This is a genomic window from Planctomycetota bacterium (genome assembly GCA_038746835.1).
In the GTDB taxonomy this organism is placed as follows: domain Bacteria; phylum Planctomycetota; class Phycisphaerae; order Tepidisphaerales; family Tepidisphaeraceae; genus JBCDKH01.
This window is the reverse complement of record JBCDKH010000014.1, coordinates 1-20,832: the sequence shown is the minus strand read 5'-3', so window position 1 is coordinate 20,832 and position 20,832 is coordinate 1. Positions and strand designations below refer to the sequence as shown.

Here is a 20,832-nt window from a genome sequence, read left to right as displayed (position 1 = left end):
CTTCTCTATGCAGAAGACCTTCCTTTCGATCGTCGCGGGCTTGGTGGGCCTTCTGTTGGCGGCATCATCCGTTGCGGCAGAGATCGTCTACAGCAACTTCGGCCCGACGCGCGACGGCATCCAGTGGGCGTTCCAGGCACCGCCGCGCTACAACGCAAACACGATCACGCTCGAAGGGACCGAACGCGAGGTCACCGAGGTGACGGTCGGGCTCTGGAAGCAGTTCATCCCGCTCAGCGGCATCGACAACACCGGCACGATCGACCTGACGCTCCGGCTCTACGACGTCGACTCAGCCGGCCGGCCTTCGTCGATCCTCTACCAGTCGCCGACAATCGACGATCTGCTCATCGACAACCTGAGTCTGCCGATCGATTCGCAAGAGTTTCAGGTGACGTTCGACGTGCCGAACATCACGGTGCCCGACACCTTTGCCGTTGCGGCCGCGATCAGTGATCGGCAGACCACGCGTCCGGTTGCCTTCAGCAACTACGGCGACCCGACGATCGGCACGTTCGAGTCGCGCTGGTTCAGCACGACCGACGGCCTGAACTGGACGCAGGTCACGACGACCGAAGCCTGGGGCCTGCAAGTCACCGTCGTCCCAGAGCCGACAACCGTCGCACTCGCGGGCGTCGCTGGTGTGACGCTGCTGCGGCGTCGCAGGTAGAGTTGGACATGGCCGACGCGTCGGATGCCACGCTCGTGCTCGTCGGCATCGCCGGTCTGAGCTACGACGACGTGGGCGGTTCCAGCTCGAATGAAGCGGACAGTCCGATCGCCCGGCTGCACATTGCCGATCCGCCGGTCGCCGCGACGCTGTTCGCAACACTCGTAACCGGCCTGCCGGCCTGGCGACACCGCGTCGGCAACGACGACGTCTGGGATCCGCTGCTCTACGCGCCTCGACCCGCGTCGATCCCAACCGCGACGGCATGGTCGGACGTCTCGTCCGCCGTCACGGCCGAGGCCACGGACTCGCTCACGCCTGACGACCTCGGCGACGACGCCCTCGCCGACATCGCTGGCGATGACCTCATTCGACGCCTTCGCAGCGGCACGCTCGCAGAACGCCGCGGTGCACTCGTCGCTGCCGAGCACCTGGCAAAGCTCGTGAGTCTGCATGCCGCGGCAACCGACGTGTTGGAGCGCGATCGCCCGCCGCTGCTGTTCGTCGCGTACGACCTCGGGCCGATCCTCCGTGCCGGCGGTGATCGCGAGCGACTGGGCCGATTCGCCGCGATGATGATCGGCCGAGTCCGCCAACTCGGCGGCCGACTCATCGTAGCCGGCGCGAGATGCCAGACCGCTGCCCACTGGGCGACTCATGCACCGGCACCCGCAGGAACCAGTGACGGCTTCCTCCTGACCCGCGGCGTTCCCGCACCCGCGGAAACCCAGGCGATCGACGTCGCTCCGACGGTGCGACAACTGCTCGCCCTGCCGCCGCGTGCAGACCATCCCGGCAAGTCCTGGATTCCTGGCAAGGTCGAGGTTCCGGTCTTTCCATCGACCGAGCCGGAGACCAGCGTTGAACACCCCGAGGCCGAGTCGATCGCGTTCCTCACATCACGTGGACTTCGCGAGCCTGTCGTCCGTCGCGACGGCGAGACCCGGCAGCGGCTCAACGACCCCGCGGCCGTCGTGCTCGCCGCCTCCGCACTCGCCGACGGCCGGTCCGACGTGGCGACGCGTTGGATCGACACCGTCGCCGATCGGCTCGACACGCTCCCGGCGCGAACCGTCGCCGCGATGGCTGCCTTTCGCTCCGGCGACGAGGCCGCGCTCTCGTCGCAGGTCCAGGCCATCGCCGCTGCCGGGCACGACACGCCGTTGCTCCGCGCAGCCTCGGCCCTGACTGCCGCCCGCGATGGCGACGCGGAAGCCGCCGCAACCCTGCTGGACCAGATCGACGATCCACTCCTTGCCGCGACCGCCGCCGACCTCGCCGGACTGCCGCAAGCTCGGTCGCTTTACGAACGCTGCCTGCCCCATCCCGATGCCGCCGCGGCACTCGCCCGTCTGCACGCAGTCGCCGGCGAACACGAAGCCGCGATCGAACACGCTCTCACCGTCGTCGAAGCCCGGCCGCAAGACGGCCATGCCCACGCCACGCTCGCCCGGTGCCTCGCCGGTGCCGGCGACGCAAGTAACGCGCGTCTCGCGTTCGAGCAGTCGCTGCGTTGGCGTCCGGGCGACGTCCCGACCCGGCGACGCCTCGCCCGGCTGCTCCGTCAACTCGGCGACGAACACGCCGCCGTCTTGCACGAGCAGGAAGCGCTCAAGCAAGAAGCATCGTCGGCCGAACGAGCGTCCGCGTCTTGACCGCCGCCAGCCGCTCGCCCTGGCGACGCGTGTCGCGGTGCGTGTCGAACGTCATCATCTGAAACGTCGTCCCGCCCTTGGCGACGAATTGCGTGGCGACCTTCTCCTTGAGCATCGCGTTCGCCCAGCCACGCCTGGCCCGCGGCAGCACGACGACCGACTCCATCACCGTCGCAGCCACGTCCCTCGCCGGCACGTGCACCAGGCCGAAGCCGACCAGCCCTTCCGCATCCGTCACGGCCACCGACACGTCCAGGTCGAACGCGTCAGGATCGATCCGCCCGAGTCGACGTCGCACGTCTACTGCATCGCCGCCGACCTCGATGCACTGCTGCTCAGCCACCTCGTCGAGCAACGCCTCGTCCACCTCGCACAGCGGCCGAGCGACAACACCCGCTGGCACACGGCCGCGCTGTCGCAGTCGGTCCAGCACGTGCTGACACTCGCGAGCGACGTCGCGTGCGTCGAGCGTCACCTCCATCGCAGCCACGCCGCGATCGAACCCCATCGACCGCGCGGCCCGCAGCTCCGATGAGTCCTCCGCGTACGCCGCCCGCCCGTGCAACCCCTTCGCACCGAGCGTTCTCGCGTGCGACACGACCTGTTCAAGCAGCATTCGACCAAGGCCGCGCCCACGAAAGCCGTCCAGCACCGACAGCTCTGCACTCGGCCCGGCATCCTCGCCGCCCGACCACAAACGCGACACCGCCGCCGCACCGACGATGCGACGGACTTCATTGCGCGCGACCCAGAACCGCTCGACCGTCGTCGGGTGCATCGCCGCCGGCAGCAACATCCGCGCCGGCCGAACCGTCTCTGGCGATCCAGCTTCGACGACGTCCGACTGCGTTGGCTCGATCACCTGCACCGATGGGCAGCGTACGACACGTCGGCCATTGACGTGTTGCAAGCTGGCTCAATCTTCAAGGAAAAGCAACCGCCTTCAGAATTGGATTGCGATGGCTGCTCCGCCTCGTTATGTTCTCAGAACAAACCACGGCGTTCCACCACGCCTTCTGGAGAGATGATGAAACAGACCCTGCTCGTCGGCCTTGTCGCCGGCCTCGCGTTCGCCAACTTCGCGTCGGCCCAGTTCCTCGGCAACCTTCCTTCCGACCCCAACGCCGCCACCGTCTTCAACGGCTCGAGCGTCTCCAACGTCGAAGCCCGCAGCAAGGCCGTCGGCTTCACCACGCCCGCCGGCGTGCCTTACGAGCTGGAGGACGTCACGCTCCTCCTGTCCGACGTCACGAGCCTCAGCCCGTCGATCCCGCATGTCGCGATCTGGAGCAGCTCCTCCTCCGACGGCACCCTCGGCGTTCCCGAGACCCAGCTCTTCGTCCTCGACAACCCGGCCCTGTCGCCCGACAACTTCCCCGTCGGCGTGAGCAACTTCTTCACCTTCACCGCCGGGACACCTTTCGAGCTGCTGCCCGACACGAGCTACTTCCTCCTGGTCAACGGCGCGATCGGCAACCAGACCTTCTTCTGGAACGCCGAGAACCCCGCCGTCACGCCCACGGGCCCCGCCACATTCGACGGCTACCGCTTCGGCATCAGCGCGACGCCACCGACTGCCGACAGCTCGGTCTTCAACAGCTTCGCCATCAACGCCACGGCGATCCCCGAGCCTGCCACGCTCTCGACCCTGGCCATCGGCACACTCCTGCTCGGCCGCACGCGGCGTCCCCGCCACTGAATCCGCTGGCGTCACGCCTGACTGTCCAGCCCGTCGATCGCGCCATCGCATAGATCGACCACACACCACCCATGAGCGTCCGATTCCGCCTTATGAGCCGCTGATGTGCCGTGCGTCCAAGTAAAACCGCCCCACCACGCGTTCAACCGGCCGTCACCGTCCATCAGTCCGCGACGTCCGAATGCCAGTGCGGCAAAAACTGGGTTCAATCTTCCAAAGAATGAGAACATTCTTGCGAAGAATGAGACCAGTTTTGCGAGGAATGAAGCCATTCCCGACAAGAGTTAAACCATTTTTGTCAAGAATGAGACCAGTTTTCCGAAGACTGACGTCATTCTTGCAGGGACACAAGCCAATATCGCCGCCACGGAAGCCAATGACGCCAGGATTGCATCCAGTCTTGCCCACAATCACGCCAATGACGTCCGCCTAGGCCTCAGTCTCTGCAAGGCCGGCGCCGCTCCCACCCATCCTGACAGCCATCCTGCCCGGGATGACGCCAATGCCGTGATGGGTTCACTCACCCCATCCCCGGTGGCACGAGCTTCAGCTCGTAGTTTGCCGCCAAGCCCGCTTACGTTCACCCGCGCGAAGCCAACGTCGAGCCACGGCTGCCTCATGCGGTTGCTTCGCCAGGGGGTGCCGCGTCCCAAGGCGGCAGCGTCACGTTGCGGAATCTGCTCTTCAACCACCAAGCCATCCCGACGCCCCAGAACGTGCTCATGAAGACGATCATCGCGCAACTGAATCCACCGTCCCCGCCCACGTTTGATGTCAGCCACCCGATCGTCGCCGAGTCCAGCCAAAATAGAATCGCCAGCGTCACGCCGTACGGCACGCCCCACACGATCGCCAGCAACCACAGCGGCTGATACAACGGCGACCGCACCCGCCATCCCATCCGCCATGCCACTCGGTACGGCCACGGCGCGAACTCCCGCCCCCGCACGCCCTGCTTTCGCAGCGCCCGCCCGAGTTCCTCCGTGCGTCGCTGGTAGTCGTCGCTCACGGTCCATGACAGCGTATCCGACATGCGAACGCTGTTCGCTTTCGATATCCTGCGGCCGATGGCAGACGAAACGTCGCCGTTCGATCGGCAGCTTTATGACCAGCTGCGCCAGGCCGCCGGGCGGATGATGCAGCAGGAGCGTCGCGACCACACGCTCTCCGCGACGGCCGTCGTTCACGAAGTTTTTCTGCGGTTGCGTCGCGGCAGCTACCCCAACGCCGCCGCGTACTTCAAGGCCGCGACGACCGCGATGCGGCGTGTGCTCGTCGACCACGCCCGCCAGAAGCTCGCCGACAAACGTGGCGGCGACGCCCGGCCGGTTCGGTGGGACGACCTGCCCGACGCCCTGCAACTCGCCGCCGCCGACCGGTGCGAAGAAATCCTGTCCCTTGACGAAGCCATCTCCCGCTTAGGTGGGGGAAGCAACAACCGCGCGGCCGACGTGGTGCGCATGAAGTTCTTCGGCGGTTTCTCGCTCGCCGAGATCGCCGAAGCCCTCGACATCACCGAACGCACCGTCAAACGCGACTGGCAATTCGCCCGAGCCCAGCTCTACCGCCTGCTGAAAGACTGCAATGCCTGACCAGCCCGACCCACAACGCGTCCAAAAGCTCTTCGAGCAGGCGATGGACCTGCCGCCGGACGAGCGCCCGTCCTTCATCCTCGACGCGGTCGGCGACGACGAGGCGCTCGGCGAGGAAGTGGCGGCGCTCGTCGAAGCCGCCGAGGCGGCCGACGGCGAGGGCTTTTTGCAGGTGCCGGCCGACCGGCTGATGGCCAAGCCGCCGACCGAGTTCGACGGCTTCGGCAAGACGGAGAAGAAAGGCCAACTGATCGGCCGGTACAAGCTGCTCCAACGCCTCGGCGAGGGCGGCATGGGCAGCGTCTGGATGGCCGAGCAGACGAGCCCGGTCGTCCGGCGAGTCGCCCTAAAAGTCATCAAGCTCGGCATGGACACGATGGCCGTCGTCGCCCGCTTCGAGGCCGAGCGGCAGGCGCTGGCCTTGATGGACCACCCGCACATCGCCCGCGTGCTGGACGCCGGCGTGACCGACACGGGCCGGCCGTACTTCGTCATGGACCTCGTCCGCGGCGACCCGATCACGGCGTACGCCGACAAGCACAGCCTCGACATCCCCGCCCGCCTCGACCTGTTCCGCCAGGTCTGCAGCGCCGTCCAGCACGCCCACCAAAAAGGCGTCATCCACCGCGACCTCAAGCCCGCCAACGTGCTCGTCGCCACCGAGGACGGCCGGCCCTTCGCCAAGGTCATTGACTTCGGCATCGCCAAGGCGATCAGCCAACGGCTGACCGAAAAGACGCTCTTCACCGCCCACGGCGGCATGATCGGCACGCTCGAATACATGAGCCCCGAACAGGCCGACGGCAGCCTCGACGTCGACACCCGCAGCGACGTCTACTCGCTGGGCGTCATCCTCTATGAACTGCTCACCGGCACCACGCCCCTAGATCACACGCGCTTTGCCAAAGGTGCTATCGACGAATGGCAACGCATCATCCGCGAGGAAGAGCCGCCGAAGCCAAGTACGCGGGTGTCGACGAGCCTCGTCACCTCGCCCGAGATCGCCAAGCACCGACGGTCTGAACCAAAACGCTTGGGACTGCTGATGCGCGGCGAGCTTGACTGGATGGTGATGAAGGCGCTCGAGAAGGACCGATCCCGGCGGTACGACTCGGCCGGCAATTTCGCCGACGATGTCGAACGACATGCAGCGGGCGACCCCGTCGAGGCCGCCCCGCCTTCACACATCTATCAACTCCGCAAGCTCGTTCGCCGCCATCGCGGCCCCGTCGTCGCCGCAGCGTCGGTCTTGATCGCACTGCTTTTGGGACTGCTTTCCACCTCGGTTTTCGCTACACACGCGATTCGAGAGGGCCAGCGGGCTGACGAAGAAGCCGAAGTCGCAGTCCTTCGACGCAATGAATCGATCGCTGCCGCCCGAGCAGCCAACGAAGCGCGGAACGAAGCCGTCGAACGACTTAACGAGAACAAGAGACTCAGCTACGCCAACACGCTCTCATTCGTGTCCGCCTCACTCGATGACTTCCGACCCGGTGATGCGTTCGAGTGGCTTGAAAAGACGCCCGAAGATGTCAGGGGTTGGGAATGGGGCGTTCTTCGGAACAAAGCAGCGGCCCTCCAAGCCGACAGGTGGTGGACACCCGCAATTGAGGAATTCTCGACAGAGTTGCTTGGCGTCGTCGTCGGTATCGACATCGACACGAGCGAAGACGGCACCGTTCTCGCCGCGATCGACGACACGGGACGTCTACGGGTCTGGGACATCAGCCGCTCGCCTTGGAATCTCAAGCCCGACCTAGAAACCACTGCGGGCGAAGGAAGTGCCACGACACCGATCGCGATGACCGCTGATGGCTCACTTGTCGCAGTCGGGGGAGCGGACGGCCATGTGAGGCTGTTCAATGTCGTCCAGCCAACGAGTGAACCGCGACATTTCGTTGTCAGCCAAAGTCACGTGGCCGAGGTCCGATTCCGTCCAAACCGTTCGCAGATCGCGGCCCTGTCCGTCGACGGCAAGCTGAAGATTTGGGATTTCTCAGATCACTCCCTCTTCTTCGAACGATCGATCAAAGACGTAGATAGGTTACAACTTGCCTTTTCGCAAGGCGGCCGCCACGTGCATGTCATGTTTAACATTGATAATCAGTCTACCGGGGCGCAATCCTGGACAGTCGACAGCGGCCGCCACATCGAAAACGCGGAGCTTTCACTTTTGCTGGACAATTTTGTTATTCCAACGGACCTTCGACGGTTTCGGCCATATTCAAAAGGCGGTCGCCGAAGCCTCGGCACTCCCCGGTCACCGCGTCTGTCAATCGAGCCATTGCAATCGGACAGCATTCGTGACCAAGAGGGCCTACCATGTTACGGCGATGAACGCCGTTCGTTTTTATCTAGATCGGAGATCGACGATGATCGGCAACGGTCGAACCCAGCACTCTGGCTCGTCTCACGGCGCCGTGCGACCGAGCAGTCCGCGTACCGTTCGTTCACAAAACCCTATACCGCAACTGCCATCGATATAGACACTGATACGCATCGAGAGCTTGTCTACATGGTCGGCGACAGCGGAGATATTCACATCTACGACTATGATAGGGCCGAACATCTGGTATCGATCATTGGCGACGGTAGTCGTGTCACGGACTTATCTCTGTCACCTGATGGATCACGACTTGCAATCGTACGACGCGATTCTATATCGCTCATTGATACATGGTCTCTTGAATACGTTTGGTTGATAGATCAAGGTGATCATCAGATGAAGTCAGATCGGATTTGCTGGCATCCGAGTGGGGACTATTTGATTGCTGCGACGTTCTTATCAGAGGATGTCACGGTCAGCTCAGCACTGTACGTTATCGATACTCGACGTGGAGAGATACAGACATGTGTCGAAGTCGAGTACGATGGCTTCATCGATCTAATGTTCTCTCACGACGGTCATACTCTAATTGGGACGTCGTTTCCGTACGATGAGATCAGTCGCTGGGACACAAATTCGTGGACCCGAATCGAGAGCGTAATAGCTGAGACGAAAGCTATGTTCGTTGCCGAGGTCAATCCATACTCGGGCGACATTGCCTATCAGATGTTCGACACGGTTCCCTCGACCGGTGAAGTCGACCTCCGTGGACCCTCGATCGCTGTTTTGAGAGCTGGCGAAGAGATTACAGACGCTGCTGCCGGAGTCAGCCATCCCACTAACGTCGTTCGGATCAATACTCAACTGGTAAGTGGGTTCGCATTCCATCCAGACGGGGAACGACTGGCTGTCGGTACGGTGGAAGGAGGCGTGTCAATTGTTGGCAGCGAAAGCGGTCGTGCTCCGCGATACCTCGGCGCCCTATCTCGACGAGACGTCAGAGACGACGTGTACCTCGGTTGGATGGCGTTCGACCGAAGCGGTCGAAGGCTCATTACTGTCTCTATCTGCGAGAATGAGACGATTGTGGGCGTTTGGGACTCCGCTGATCCAACACGGCAACTGGATGAGCAGCAAGCGGTCAGGGCAGCCAAGATGTCAGCAGAAGAGATGATTGGCACGCTCTGGGAGGAGACCCGGGGCGACGCATCGGACGTCGCTCGAATGATCCGGACGAACGCCGAGATCGACGACAGACTGCGAGGCGAAGCCAGCAAAATGCTTTTGCGATATATTGAAGGTGAACGTCGATCCCGCGCGCGGAGAGCCGCAAGCTGATTTGCGTGCGCGTGAAGCTGATTAGCGGCAGCGTGGATTCAAGGCTGTTCTCAAAACGTGAAGTGCGACACGGTCCGCTTCTTTAACCTTCAGACCGGCGAATAGACCGCCGTCATCCAGCCGGTCCGGCTTGGGCAAGACCTTACGTGGCAGGTGCAGGGCGTCACCGTTTCGCCGGACGGGTTGGTCCTCGCCGTGGTGACGGCTCACGGACAACACGCGTGGGCGAAGCCGACCGTGACGCTCGGGAGCATGAGTGACGGCCGGCGGATCGGCTGGTTCCCGCTCGATGCGGGCGTCGTCGCTTGGCGGTCACTCTTCAGCCCGGACGGGTCGCGGCTCTTCGTCTTTCGCGGCGATACCCGCGTGCATGTCTTTGACGTCGCGAATCGCAAAGAGGTCGAGGACTCTCAGCTACAGCCAGGCGCCGGAAACCTGCACGTCTGATCCGTCGCGGTGTCGCCGGAGCGGGCTTTCACCGGGACCGAACACGGCCGTGTGGAGGTGTGGAGCTACGCGACCGGCGAGATGGAGCGGGAGCTCAACGGCCACAGTGACGTCGTGCTCGACCTGGCCGTCCGTGGCGATCGCATCGCGTCCACGTCACGCGACGGCACGGTTCGTGCATGGAACGCGACGACCGGCGAAGAACTCGGGACGTTCCGTCACGGCTACAAGGTCTTCGCCGTCGCGTTCGTCAGTGACAATGTCATTGCCGCGGGCGACGACTTTGGGCGTGTCCTGCTCTGGAATCTCGTGACCGGCGAGAAGATGCACACGATCCAAGCCCATGAGAAACGTGTTCGCGATCTCGTTGTCTCTCCGGACGGGCGGCTGATTCTCTCGGGGTCCTACGACGGGACCGCGAAGACATGGGGCGTCCCGTGAATGAGATCGATGTCTGGCATAAGATTGGCCACAGATGCAGCTTGTTCGTTTGAGTCAGAGGGTTGCTGCAAGTGCCGGGAATCGAGTGTGACCAAAAGCGGAACCGTGTTCGTTTTGACTCAACGCTACTTCGTCGGCACCGGCCCGCCCCAGGGGCGGCCGGTTCGCAACCACAGTTCGTTGATGGCGACCGTTTCAAGCTCGCCGAACGGCGGCTTCGGCCTTCGCCATGGGACGCGTAGAGGACGTTCCAAGTTCGTTGTCGGACGAGGAGCAGGCCGTCATAGACGCGGGAAGCGTCGAGGACTTCGACGTCGCGGCGGATGTTGGGGGCGATGAACCGGATGACGAGGCGGCCCGAACGGTAGAGGCGGCGGAGGTGCGTGAAGCCGGGACAGTGCTCCCCTAGCCAGTCGAGGGCGAACAGCGGAGCTCCGAGCGTAGCGCAGGTACCGGCTGCGAGCGGGAAGGCAAGCACGACGCCGACGATGAAGATGAAGATGAGCAGGATGATCCCGAAGTCGGCCATGACGCTGCGTTGTCGGCGGCATGCACTTTAACTGATGCCGTCGGTCGCGATTCGAGACGACAGAAGGGAAGACGCAGTCGGGAAAAATCTTGTCCTCGCCCAAAGTGCCCTGCCGTGGTGGTCGACACAGGTCTCAGCCGGCGGGTGTCACGGTGATACCGGGGCCGGCTGGTTCCACGATCTTCTACCGAGAACTCCCATGCCCGGACGTACCGACTATCTGCCAAATCGCATCGCCGACCTCATCGAGTGGTGCGTCTCCTTCGTCGCCAACATTGCGCCTGAGCCGACTGATTACGGCGTCGACCCCGCCGCCTTCACGGCGTACCAGGGCATCCTGACGGACACTCAGACGCTCGTCGGCATGGCGAGCAACCCGCACACCCGCACCGGGCCTGTTGTCGAAGAACAGCAGGAAAAATTGCGCGAACTGCGCACGGCAACACGAGCCCTGGTTCGCCAGATTCAGGCGCGGCCGGAGACCACCGACTTCCAGCGGCGGACCCTGGGCATCACGGTGCCGGATCGCACCCGCACCGAGCGGCCGGCCCCGACTGAAGAGCCGGTCGTCACGATCAGCGAGTGCCAGCGGCACATGGTGGCGATCAAGATTCGCCGCGAAGACGGCCGGGCCGGCAAGCCGGCGGGCATCAACGGCATGAACGTCTACTACGCGGTCAGCCCGACGGTCCCGACGCACATCGGCGGCTGGACGCACGCGGGCCAGGCGACGCGGATGAACCACACGATCGCGATGCCGCTCGACGTGCCGGCCGGTGCGACGATCTGGGTGACGGCCAACTACTACAACGGCCGCGGCGAAGTCGGGCCGCTGGCGGATGCGGCGACAACCAACCTGCCCGGCGGCCAGGTCCGTCTGGCGGCGTAGCGACGCACGATGCTTCCTTTTCTGTTGAGGCGGCCCGACCGGCGAGAGCCGGGCGGGCCGTTTTCGTGTGGCCGCGACGTCGTGCCGAGTCAGACTACTTGTCGTCCTCCGTGATGCCGACGGCGCGGCGGTCGGGGTCGGCGGGTTCGTAGCCGCGGTCAGCGGAGCGAAAATATCGGATGACGACTAAACCGGACGCCGCTGGTTCGCACTCACGTGTGGCCCGAGATGACCACGCGGCTGTAACTTGGAGATGGTTGTGTTCCAAAGCACCCAACACGCTGCAGCTCTGTTGGAAACCCGACCGGGGTTGAAGTTGCGACGTTGGCTCGACACATCCGTCTCACAGAGCGGCGACAGCGTGAGTGTGGCGTCCACGCCTCCGGCGCGAGTCGAGGCGGCGCGGTGCGGTGATCGTGCCGCGTTGAACGAGCTCCTTCGAGCAGAGCAGGACGTGTGGTATCGCTATGCCGTTTCGATCCTTCGTCGCCGTGATGCTGCGTGTGACGCGACGCAAGAGACTGGCCTGCGGTTCATCCGCGAGATCGCGAGGTTCGACGGCAGGAGTTCTGTGCGAACCTGGGGATTGGGCATCGCATTGAACGTTTGTCGCGAGATGCAACGCCGCGTTCCTTTCACGAATCACGACGCGGCCGAGCCCGTCGACCGACAGCCTGCTCCTGCGGCTGTTGCCGACACGGCCGAACAAATTGACGCCGTGCGTTTGGCAGTGCTGCACCTGTCCGACCGTCAACGAGAGGCGGTCGTGCTTCGGCACTTTGAGCAGCTCTCGGTCCGCGACACAGCGGCCGTGATGGGCTGCGCCGAGGGGACTGTCAAAGCGACCCTCAGCCAAGCGATGAGCAACCTGAAACTCAAGCTGGGAGCCTTTGAATGAACGAGCTCGAACGACAACTCGATCAAGCCGGCAGAGCGCATCGAAACACGAGATATCCCGGCGATCTGGCCGACGATATCGCGACCCGAGCTGATGTGCTTGGACCGAGTCATTTCAGCCATTCTGCGTCGATTGGACGTATCGGTTCTCTCCGACAGTGGCGCGTCGCGGCGGCGTTTCTCATCACTACCGGCGTGGTTGCCGTCACGATTCGGTCCCTCGCCAATCGAGATCAACCGACCGCTCGGGTCGACCAGCCATACCAGACAGTCGTTCAACACGACGGTGCACTCACAGTGAGTGAGGCTGAGCAAAGCACATCGGCTACCAATCGTGCTGAGTTACCGATTCGCGTTAGCCGAGGGCCGGAACACAAGCCACGCGGGCTGACTCCTGGGTTTGGCCTCATCCAGCAACCGAACGATCGCAGCCTTGTGCACGTGGCAAACGGCCGCGTGGACGAGGCACGGTCGACCGTTGCGGGGCGTTCGTTCTACGACCGCATGGACTTGCGACGGCCGCAGCGTCCGCGCCAGACGCGCGACCGGCTGATTCCGGCCACGCCTCCCCGCCAGATCACACCGCCGACGCCCGGGGCGTCTGCATTCCCCTTGCCATTGGAGAACAACACATGAGACATCTGACCACGATCCAATCGTCCAAGCCGCTCCTGCTCCCGTTCGCTGCATTGCTCGCTCTGGGCCTCGTGTGGAGTTCTTCCCGAGCGTTTGCGCAACCAGAGCCCTTCGCCCGCGTCTCGCTTGCAGCAGAGGATGAGTCGTTTGAAGACGACGAGGACTTTGATGAGGAAGCGTTCGACGAGGAGGAAGACTTCAACGAGGAGGAAGAGTGGAACTACGAGGAAGCCTGGGGCGAAGCACTCTTGCAGCTCGAGTACTTCGGCGCATTGATGGAGAAGGTCCGCCAAGCGACCGAGATCGGTTCGGAGCGGACATCCGCGGCCGTGGCAGCAGTCCTGGCTGTGACCGAATATGCCGAACGGGAGGAGGCGGTCCTCTTGTTGGAAGAAGTGCTCCCAGAGCTGGATCCGGACGACGAAGGCGACATCGTCGTCGCGCGTGTCATCCGCTTCCAGCTTGCTGAGATGTACCGCGACATCGACCAGCCCGAGAAGGCAATTGGTCAGTTGAAGCGGCTGATCCTCGACCGACCGCTTGGCGATTGAGCCGAGCAGTCACTTCGTTCACGTAGACGTTTTCGTTCACCTGCCCCTCCCAACGGTCCGTCCGGCACGCAACGCCGACGGATCGATGGGTGAGGTACGCACAACTGCACTTTCCGCTCAAGGAGATAGCCATGACATGCCACCAGAATCGCGTTGATCATGCCGTCACCGACGCCGTCCGTCCCGTGGTCGAACTTCTGGAGAAGAGGGTTTTCTTGGCCGGCCACGCAGCCTGTGCCGACGCATCGAGCGGCGACGCATCGATGTCGACAGGTCATGACGTCCACACTGAGCACGCCGAGCCGACACGGCCCGGGCATGGTCACGGCCACGGCCGTCGCGCACACGCCATGGCCGACCACAGCCAGATGCCCGCATTGCTGTTGGTCCCGATCGAGTCGGCGACGCACGTTGCGATCGCCGATGGGGCTTGGTCGAATCCCGCGACTTGGCGGGACAACACTGTCCCGACTGACAATGCCGACGTTCACGTGCCAGAGGGCGTCACCGTCACGATTGATGGGGTGATCACTGAGGCAATCTTGACGGTCCGCCTCGACGGCACGCTCCGGTTCGCCACGGACGTCGACACCGAGCTTCGGGTCGACACGCTCGTCAGCGCGATGACCGGCGTGTTGGAAATCGGCACGGCGGCGAATCCGGTCGCCGAGGATGTGACGGCACGCGTTGTCGTCGCCGACACCGGTGCGATCGACCGAACGTGGGACCCGCGGCTGCTGAGTCGGGGCGCGTTGCTCCACGGCCGGACCTTCATCCACGGCGAGGAGAGGACGGCGTTCCTCGCGCTTGATGGCGGTGCATCGGCCGGGTCGACCGAACTCACACTCACCGCCGAGCCGACGGGCTGGCGGGTCGGCGACGTCATCACGGTCGCCGGCACCGACCCGGCCGACCCGGCTGGCGACGAGCTCGTCACGATCACCGCGCTCGACGGCAACGTCGTCACGATCGACCGACCACTTGCCACCGACCACGTCGCCCCGCGGCCCGACCTGGACGTCCACGTCGCCAACCTCACACGCAACGTCGTCTTCACCTCCGAGAACACCGCGATCGACCGGCGTGGCCACGTGATGTTCATGCACACCAACGATGTCGACGCCAGGTACGTTGCCTTCGAAGGGTTGGGCCGGACTGATAAGTCAATCGATCTGCAGGACTGGCGGTTGATCACCGGGTCGGAGGAATCGATCGGCACGGAACGGACTGAGGTGGATGAGCTCGGCGGGTTCAACGTGCGCGGCCGGTACACCGTCCACTTCCATCGTGGCGGTCCGTCGGGTGCGCCGGCAATCGTGCAAGGTGCCGTCGTCCGCGACGACCCGGGCTGGGCCTACGTCAACCACTCGTCCAACGTCGACTTCCTCGACAACGTCGCCCACAACACGACTGGCGCCGCGTTCAACACCGAGGCCGGCGACGAGGTCGGATCGTTCGTCGGCAACATCGCCATCCGAACGATCAACCCGAATGGCAACCCCAATCCGCCCGACACCGAGGTTAACGAAGATCAGTCGCCCGACTTCCGCGTCCTCACTCAGGACTTCGGCTGGCAGGGTGACGGGTTCTGGTTCCACGGTGCCGGCGTCACCGTCGAGGACAACGTCGTCTCCGGCGCGACCGGCCACGGCTTCATCTACTGGACCCTCGGCCTGGTCGAACGCGGCCTCGGCGAGAACATGGTTGACGTTGGCAACCTCCCGAACGGCGAACTCATCGGCCCTGACGGCACACTCGTCCGCAGTAAGCAGGTCCCCGTTCCCAGCTTCGACGGCAACGCGACCTACAACGCCCCCAAGGGCCTTGTCGTGGCCTATCTCCACACCGACAACCGCGACGGCAACGATCAGTTCTACGTCGACGAGGGGATCATCGCCGGCGTGCCGGACGCTTACGAGAACAGGCTGCATTCGACCTTCACCGACTTCACCGCATGGAACGTCTCCCTCTCCGGCATCGCCGCGCCGTACTCCGGCCGGCTTACGTTCGAGAATGTCAATCTCTTTGGCACCGGCGTAGAGGACTCCGTCGGCATCAAGCTTGACCAGTTTTCGAACGAGAACGACATCACGGTCCGCGACGTCACCCTGGAGGGCTTCGCTGTCGGCATCGCGGCCCAGCGGCAAGGTGACGCCGTCATCGACAACGCAGAGATCGCCGCTCCGGTCGGCATTCGCATCAACGCCCCAGACCGTGGGCCACGAAACCTGGAGATCCGGGACGTCGAGTTTCTCCCGCCGGGTCCGTTGTTCGACGGGGCCGACATCGACTATGCCGACGACGGCATCGGCATCCTGATGGACATCTCGCGCGACCTCGGCCTCGCCGGTGGCCTGTTTGGCGATGATGCGTTCTTCGACGAGGAACAACTCAACAACGTGCCACCGATCTTGCTTCCGGACCGGATCGTCCTCGACATCCCCGGCTTCGAGAACGTCGGGCTCTACTTCCCCCAGCAAGCCGGCGATTTCGTGCCAGTACCGGCGGGCGGCGAACTCGCGGAGTACGTCCGGCCCGAACTGATTGAACTGACCAACCAGCAACTTCAAGACGAGTTCGGCACGTCCGTCTCCGACGCACTCCTGCCCGACGCGGCCGAGGAAGCGGTCTTCCTCGTCGGCGGGCTCGTGGGTCCGGCCTTGCCAGACGTGGACCCGGTCCTCCCGCCGCTTGACCCTTACTGGGCTGATTACCTGGAAGAGATCGGTGCTGAGATTGTCAGCGAAGCGTCAAGTGCGGGCAGCGGTGGCGATGAAGACGACAATGATTACGAGCACCGCAACGACGAAGAGGACGTCACCGAGTTGGATAAGCAAGAGCGCGGCGTCACGACCTTCTGGACCGATCTCGAGGACGTCCTCTCGATCGTGCTTTGTGGCGATGAAATGCGCTTCGGGCTACACACCGTCACGCAGTTCTTCGATCGATCCGGTGTTGATCGCATCAAGCTGTTCACGGAGGAAGCCGACGACCGGGTCGACTTCTCAGGCATCGACATCGATACGCGCGGGTTGATGGACATCGACGCTGACGCCGTGACTGTGGGCAGCGCGAACGGCACGACCACCGGCACAGCTGGCCGCGATCGCCTGTTCGGTGAATCCGGTGCCGACCGCTTCGGTGGCAATGACTCTCGCGACGTGCTCTTCGGCAAAGCCGAATGGCCAGACAATCGAGATGCCGACAGACGCGCCGGCGGCTTCGATGATCTGGACGACATCCCACCACTACAACGGCTCCGATGAGAGCGACCCGCCCGGCCCAATCCGGGCGGGCCGCTCGGCTCAGTGAGTGTTGCGGGGCGACTCCGACTACTTGTCCGATTCCGTGATGCCGACGGCGCGGCGGTCGGGGTCGGCGGGTCGGTCGGCGGGTGAGTAGCCGCGGCCGGCTTCGAGTTCGGCCATCACGTAGTCGATGGCGGCTTCGAGTTGGGGATCGGTGCCGTCGGCCATCTTCGACGGGTCGTCGATGACCTCGATGTCCGGGTCGACGCCGTGGCCTTCGATGCCCCAGGTGCCGTCGGTTTCGTAGAAGCCGAAGCTGGGGACGGCGACGTAGCCGGTGTCGATGAGTGGGGGCATCTGGGTGATGCCGACGAGGCCGCCCCAGGTGCGGGTGCCGACGAGCGGGCCGAGCTCGGCACGCTTGAATAGCCAGGGGAACATGTCGCCGCCGGAGCCGGCGTTGCCGTTGATGAGCATCGCCTGCACGCCCTGGTGGGAGATGGGCGGCCAGGCCCAGTCGCGGCCGTCGCGGCGGGCCCAGTAGTTGGTCCGCGGGCGGTTGAGCAGCTCGATGAACCGCGTCGGGATCTGCCCGCCGCCGTTCCACCGTTCGTCGATGACGAGGCCGTCGAGGTGCATCTGTCCGTGGAACTGGCGGAACAGCTCGTTCTGGCCCTCGATGCCGGTGTTGGGCACGTAGATGTAGCCGACGCGGCCGTCGGTCTTCTCGGCGACGAGCTGGCGATTGTGGGTGATCCAGTCGCGGAAGCGGAGCGACGTTTCGTTCGCGATGGGACGGACCGTGACGTCGCGCTGGTTCTCGTTCTCGTCGTCCAGCTCGGGCTTGTCGCTGACAGTGAGCGTCGTCAGCCGGCCGGCGAGGTTGAGGAACGGCTTGTAGACGCTCTGCGTCGCGTCGACCGGGCGGCCGTTGACGGCGAGGAGGAACTCGCCCGGCTCGACGTCGACGCCGGGCATGGTCAGCGGGCCCTTGGCGTCGTGGTCGTACGGCGCGCCGCTGAGGATCTTGACGAACTTGAAGGCCGACTCGCCGGCGGGTTCGAAGTCGGCCCCGAGCAGGCCGACGTTGCGGCTGGGCTGACTCTCGTCGGAGTCGCCGCCCCAGCCGTAGGCGTGGCCGACGTTGAGCTCGCCGATCATCTCACCGATGATGTAGCCGACGTCTTCACGGCTGGTGGCGTCGTCGACCATCGGCAGGTACTGGTCGAGGACGGCGGGCCAATCGACGCCGTGCATGTTCTCGACGTAAAAGAAATCGCGATTGCGTCGCCAGGCGTCGGTCACGAGGCCGCGCCACTCGTCGCGCGGGTTCTCGAGGCGCTTTTCCATGCCGGCTGTGGGCACGAGCTTGCTGATCGACTGGCCTTTGCTGGCGTTGAGGACGGCCATGCCGACCTGCCGTCCGCCGCCCAGGAGCACTCCGAATTGGCCGGGGCGCGGAGCGCCGACGAGGAGCTTCTTGCCGTCCGCCGACATCTGGAAGCCGGGCCAGAACGAGCCGGCCGAGATGATGCCGCTGACGACGTTGCCCTCTTCGGGATCGTCGTCAGAGAGGTCGAAGAGCTTGATGCTCGAGACGCCGTCGGCCTGACGGACGTAGAGAAGCTGGTTCTTGTCGTTGACGGCGAGGTTGCCGAACGAGCCTTTCGAGACGGGCAGGAGCATGGCCCGTTCTTCAAAGCCGTCGAGGTCGATCTCGACCGGGTCGACGTCGCCACTCGATGATCCGCCGGATTCGGCAGCTTCGGCCACGTCTTCGTCGGAGATGGGACCGGAGCGTGTTGCGCTCCAGGTGCCGTCGACGAGGGCTTGGCCGTTCATGGCGGCTTCCCAGGTTCCCGTGAGTTCGTCGCCGTCGAGCGTGCCCGTCATCGTTGCCGTGATCGGGCCTTGCGTGCTTGTTGAGGTGAACGTGCCGTCGGCGAAGTCGACGGAGTCGAAGTCGGTGGTTTCGCCGTCAGCAGTGCTGTTGCCGGCGAAGGAGCCGTCGGCGTAGGCGAAGATGGTCATCGTGAAGGGGGACGGATCGGGAGCACCCATCGCTCCGAGGCCACGCAATTCGCCGGACCAGTTGGCGTGGATGGGCGACTCGGCGTCGAAGGCGATGCCGGCGTCTTCTTCGTCGTCCGCTTCGGCGTCGTCGGCCTCGTCAGCTTCCGCTTCGTCTGCCGGTTGCGTGGCGGGCTGCGTCGTTGGGGGCTCTTCGTTCTCTTCTTCCTCTTTGGCTTCGGGTTCTTCGATCTCTTCCTCGTCAAGCTCGGGGAGCATCGGGTTCTCGACGTCCTCGCGCAGCGGCACGGCGATGAGGCGGTCGAGATTGTCGTAGACGAACGTCGTGCCCGCCTGCTCGTAGCTGGGGCCTCGGAAGTCCATCGACGAGACGAAGTAGAGCCAGTCGCCCTCGCGATCGAAGGCCGGGCTGGTGGCGTTGAAGAAGTCGCTCGTGACCTTCAGAGGCTCGGGCTCGTCGGCGGTCGTGTCGTAGAGGTAGACGCCCGACGTGTAGGCGACGTCGTCGCCGCGGCTGTAGGTGAGCCAGCGGGAGTCGGCCGACCAGCTCACGGTGATCGGGCTGCCGGTCGGGTTGCTGTCGATCTCGACGACGCTCTCGGGTGTCGGCGGGACGTTCGGGTCGACGGCTTCGGCCTCGTCTGGATTGGTCGTTGCGTCCTCGTCGCCGGTCTCTTCCGGCTCGTCGGCGGGGAACGTGATCAACGTCAGTCGGCCGGTCTGGTCGCTGATGGCGATCTTGCTGGCATCCGGCGACCACTGGCCGGCGGACCAGAAGCGGCCGGTCAGGTCGGTGAGCTTCGTCGCCTCGCCCATGCCCGCCGGGGCGTCGGCACGGCGGAGGTAGAGGTTGTACTCGCCATCGGCGTCGCTGCTGAAGAGCACCCATCGGCCGTTGGGGCTCCAGGCTGGGTAACGCTCGGCCGATGCGGGCGAGTCGGTGATCGGCCGAACGAAGCCGGTTTCGGCCGGGACGCTGAAGATGTCGCCGCGGCCTTCGATGAGCACGCGCTTGCCCGTCGGGCCGATGGCGGCCGAGCCGACGAACTCGGCGGCGTCGACGGTGCGACCGGCGAGCTTCGGCGTCGCACCCGGAATCTGCACCTTCACTGCCGTCGGCTTAGCCCCTTCGTCGAGGCCGACGAGGTAGAGGTCGCTGCCGTACTGGTAGACGATCTCGCCGTTGCCGTCGGGGCCGGGGCCCATGCTGGGGAACTTGACGTCCCAGTCGGTGTGGTTCGTGATGCGGCGGATTTCTTGCGTAGTCGGGTCGTACTCGAAGAGGTTGAGTCGTCCGGTGTCGTTGGCGTCGTCGATGCGGTCGCTGAGGTAGTAGAGCTTGCCGCCGAACATCATCGGGGCGGTGTCGGTGCCCTCCCAATCAGTGGCTGGTGTTGCGGTGTTGTCCTCGAGGTCGTAGAGCCAGATGTCGGTCGCGAGGCCGCCGGTGTACCGCTTCCAGGTGCGGAAGTCGCGGGAGTTGGGCGTGTAGGCGAGGGTCTTGCCGTCTTCGCCGAGGCTGGCGTTGACGCCGTACGGCACGGGCAGCTCTTCCTGCTGGGCGGGGTTGTCGACGTCGAGGAAGTAGAGCTGCCTGGTCTGCCGCGGCTGCGGACGGTGGCTGCGACCGCCGGCGCTGAAGAGCAGGCGATTGTCGCCGGCCCAGTCGCAGAGGAGCTCGTTGCTCGGGTGGTACGTGAGCCGCTGGGCGAGGCCGCCGAAGCTGTCGATGAGGTAGAGGTCGCGGTCGCCGTCGTAGTTGCCGACGAAGGCGATGGTCTGGCCGTCGGGGCTGAACTTGGGAAAGAGCTCCTGTCCGGGCGGGCTGGCGAGCGGGCGTGCGACGCCCCCGGCGCGTTCGACGGTCCAGAGGTCGTTGCCGT

General features: G+C 64.4%; 15 protein-coding genes. 12 read left to right on the top strand and 3 right to left on the bottom strand.

The annotated features are described in order from the left end of the window. Positions 1-7 precede the first annotated feature (7 nt). Both AAGI46_03045 and AAGI46_03040 read left to right on the top strand, forming a co-directional pair. The gene (locus AAGI46_03045; GenBank protein MEM1011181.1) at positions 8-670 is read left to right on the top strand and encodes a PEP-CTERM sorting domain-containing protein; all 663 of its coding nucleotides are present in this window, start codon (positions 8-10) and stop codon (positions 668-670) included. 8 nt (positions 671-678) lie between these two features. Next, positions 679-2,325 carry a hypothetical protein gene (locus AAGI46_03040; GenBank protein ID MEM1011180.1) on the top strand — a complete coding sequence of 549 codons (1,647 nt, stop codon included), beginning with the start codon at positions 679-681 and terminating at the stop codon, positions 2,323-2,325. Here AAGI46_03040 and AAGI46_03035 read toward each other — a convergent pair. Then, positions 2,282-3,193, bottom strand: a complete 912-nt coding sequence (locus tag AAGI46_03035; protein ID MEM1011179.1) for a GNAT family N-acetyltransferase — start codon at positions 3,191-3,193, stop codon at positions 2,282-2,284. The two genes, AAGI46_03040 and AAGI46_03035, sit on opposite strands and share 44 nt — an antisense overlap. A 159-nt stretch (positions 3,194-3,352) precedes the next feature. On the opposite strand from AAGI46_03035, the gene AAGI46_03030 reads away from it, so the two are divergent. Further along, positions 3,353-4,024 (top strand): choice-of-anchor R domain-containing protein, encoded by a 672-nt coding sequence (locus tag AAGI46_03030; GenBank protein ID MEM1011178.1) that lies wholly within the window; start codon positions 3,353-3,355, stop codon positions 4,022-4,024. 616 nt (positions 4,025-4,640) lie between these two features. Here the strand turns inward: AAGI46_03030 and AAGI46_03025 are convergent. After that, positions 4,641-5,033: a DUF6404 family protein gene (locus tag AAGI46_03025; protein MEM1011177.1), complete on the bottom strand. Its 393-nt coding sequence runs from the start codon at positions 5,031-5,033 to the stop codon at positions 4,641-4,643. 58 nt (positions 5,034-5,091) lie between these two features. On the opposite strand from AAGI46_03025, the gene AAGI46_03020 reads away from it, so the two are divergent. From AAGI46_03020 to AAGI46_02980, 9 genes are all read left to right on the top strand, one after another. Further along, positions 5,092-5,616, top strand: a complete 525-nt coding sequence (locus tag AAGI46_03020) for an ECF-type sigma factor (GenBank protein MEM1011176.1) — start codon at positions 5,092-5,094, stop codon at positions 5,614-5,616. Continuing rightward, the gene (locus AAGI46_03015) at positions 5,609-9,280 is read left to right on the top strand and encodes a WD40 repeat domain-containing serine/threonine protein kinase (GenBank protein ID MEM1011175.1); all 3,672 of its coding nucleotides are present in this window, start codon (positions 5,609-5,611) and stop codon (positions 9,278-9,280) included. The genes AAGI46_03020 and AAGI46_03015 overlap by 8 nt, the downstream gene beginning before the upstream one ends. A 153-nt stretch (positions 9,281-9,433) precedes the next feature. Beyond that, the gene (locus tag AAGI46_03010) at positions 9,434-9,727 is read left to right on the top strand and encodes a hypothetical protein (protein MEM1011174.1); all 294 of its coding nucleotides are present in this window, start codon (positions 9,434-9,436) and stop codon (positions 9,725-9,727) included. Positions 9,728-9,784: 57 nt separating this feature from the next. Then, a complete protein-coding gene (locus AAGI46_03005; GenBank protein ID MEM1011173.1) occupies positions 9,785-10,168 on the top strand; it encodes a hypothetical protein in 384 nt (127 codons plus the stop codon). Positions 10,169-10,397: 229 nt separating this feature from the next. Next, complete coding sequence (locus tag AAGI46_03000) at positions 10,398-10,577, top strand: hypothetical protein (protein ID MEM1011172.1); 180 nt, start codon at positions 10,398-10,400, stop codon at positions 10,575-10,577. Positions 10,578-10,896: 319 nt separating this feature from the next. After that, a complete protein-coding gene (locus AAGI46_02995) occupies positions 10,897-11,586 on the top strand; it encodes a hypothetical protein (protein MEM1011171.1) in 690 nt (229 codons plus the stop codon). A gap of 424 nt (positions 11,587-12,010) precedes the next feature. Then, positions 12,011-12,484 (top strand): sigma-70 family RNA polymerase sigma factor, encoded by a 474-nt coding sequence (locus tag AAGI46_02990; GenBank protein MEM1011170.1) that lies wholly within the window; start codon positions 12,011-12,013, stop codon positions 12,482-12,484. A gap of 631 nt (positions 12,485-13,115) precedes the next feature. Further along, positions 13,116-13,670, top strand: coding sequence for a hypothetical protein (locus AAGI46_02985; protein ID MEM1011169.1), 555 nt, complete (start codon positions 13,116-13,118; stop codon positions 13,668-13,670). 350 nt (positions 13,671-14,020) lie between these two features. Beyond that, entirely contained in the window at positions 14,021-16,936 is a 2,916-nt protein-coding gene (locus tag AAGI46_02980; protein ID MEM1011168.1) for a G8 domain-containing protein, read from the top strand. A gap of 66 nt (positions 16,937-17,002) precedes the next feature. Here AAGI46_02980 and AAGI46_02975 read toward each other — a convergent pair. Beyond that, positions 17,003-20,832, bottom strand: a 3,830-nt coding sequence (locus AAGI46_02975; GenBank protein ID MEM1011167.1) for a S41 family peptidase, incomplete at its 5' end; no start/stop codon positions are given.

Bases quoted from the DNA above. Each gene is read 5' to 3' on its own strand.
- AAGI46_03020 (MEM1011176.1), top strand. From the start codon at position 5,092: ATGGCAGACGAAACGTCGCCGTTCGATCGGCAGCTTTATGACCAGCTG.
- AAGI46_03000 (MEM1011172.1), top strand. From the start codon at position 10,398: ATGGGACGCGTAGAGGACGTTCCAAGTTCGTTGTCGGACGAGGAGCAG.
- AAGI46_03015 (MEM1011175.1), top strand. From the start codon at position 5,609: ATGCCTGACCAGCCCGACCCACAACGCGTCCAAAAGCTCTTCGAGCAG.
- AAGI46_02980 (MEM1011168.1), top strand. From the start codon at position 14,021: ATGGCCGACCACAGCCAGATGCCCGCATTGCTGTTGGTCCCGATCGAG.
- AAGI46_03045 (MEM1011181.1), top strand. From the start codon at position 8: ATGCAGAAGACCTTCCTTTCGATCGTCGCGGGCTTGGTGGGCCTTCTG.
- AAGI46_02985 (MEM1011169.1), top strand. From the start codon at position 13,116: ATGAGACATCTGACCACGATCCAATCGTCCAAGCCGCTCCTGCTCCCG.
- AAGI46_02995 (MEM1011171.1), top strand. From the start codon at position 10,897: ATGCCCGGACGTACCGACTATCTGCCAAATCGCATCGCCGACCTCATC.
- AAGI46_03040 (MEM1011180.1), top strand. From the start codon at position 679: ATGGCCGACGCGTCGGATGCCACGCTCGTGCTCGTCGGCATCGCCGGT.
- AAGI46_03030 (MEM1011178.1), top strand. From the start codon at position 3,353: ATGAAACAGACCCTGCTCGTCGGCCTTGTCGCCGGCCTCGCGTTCGCC.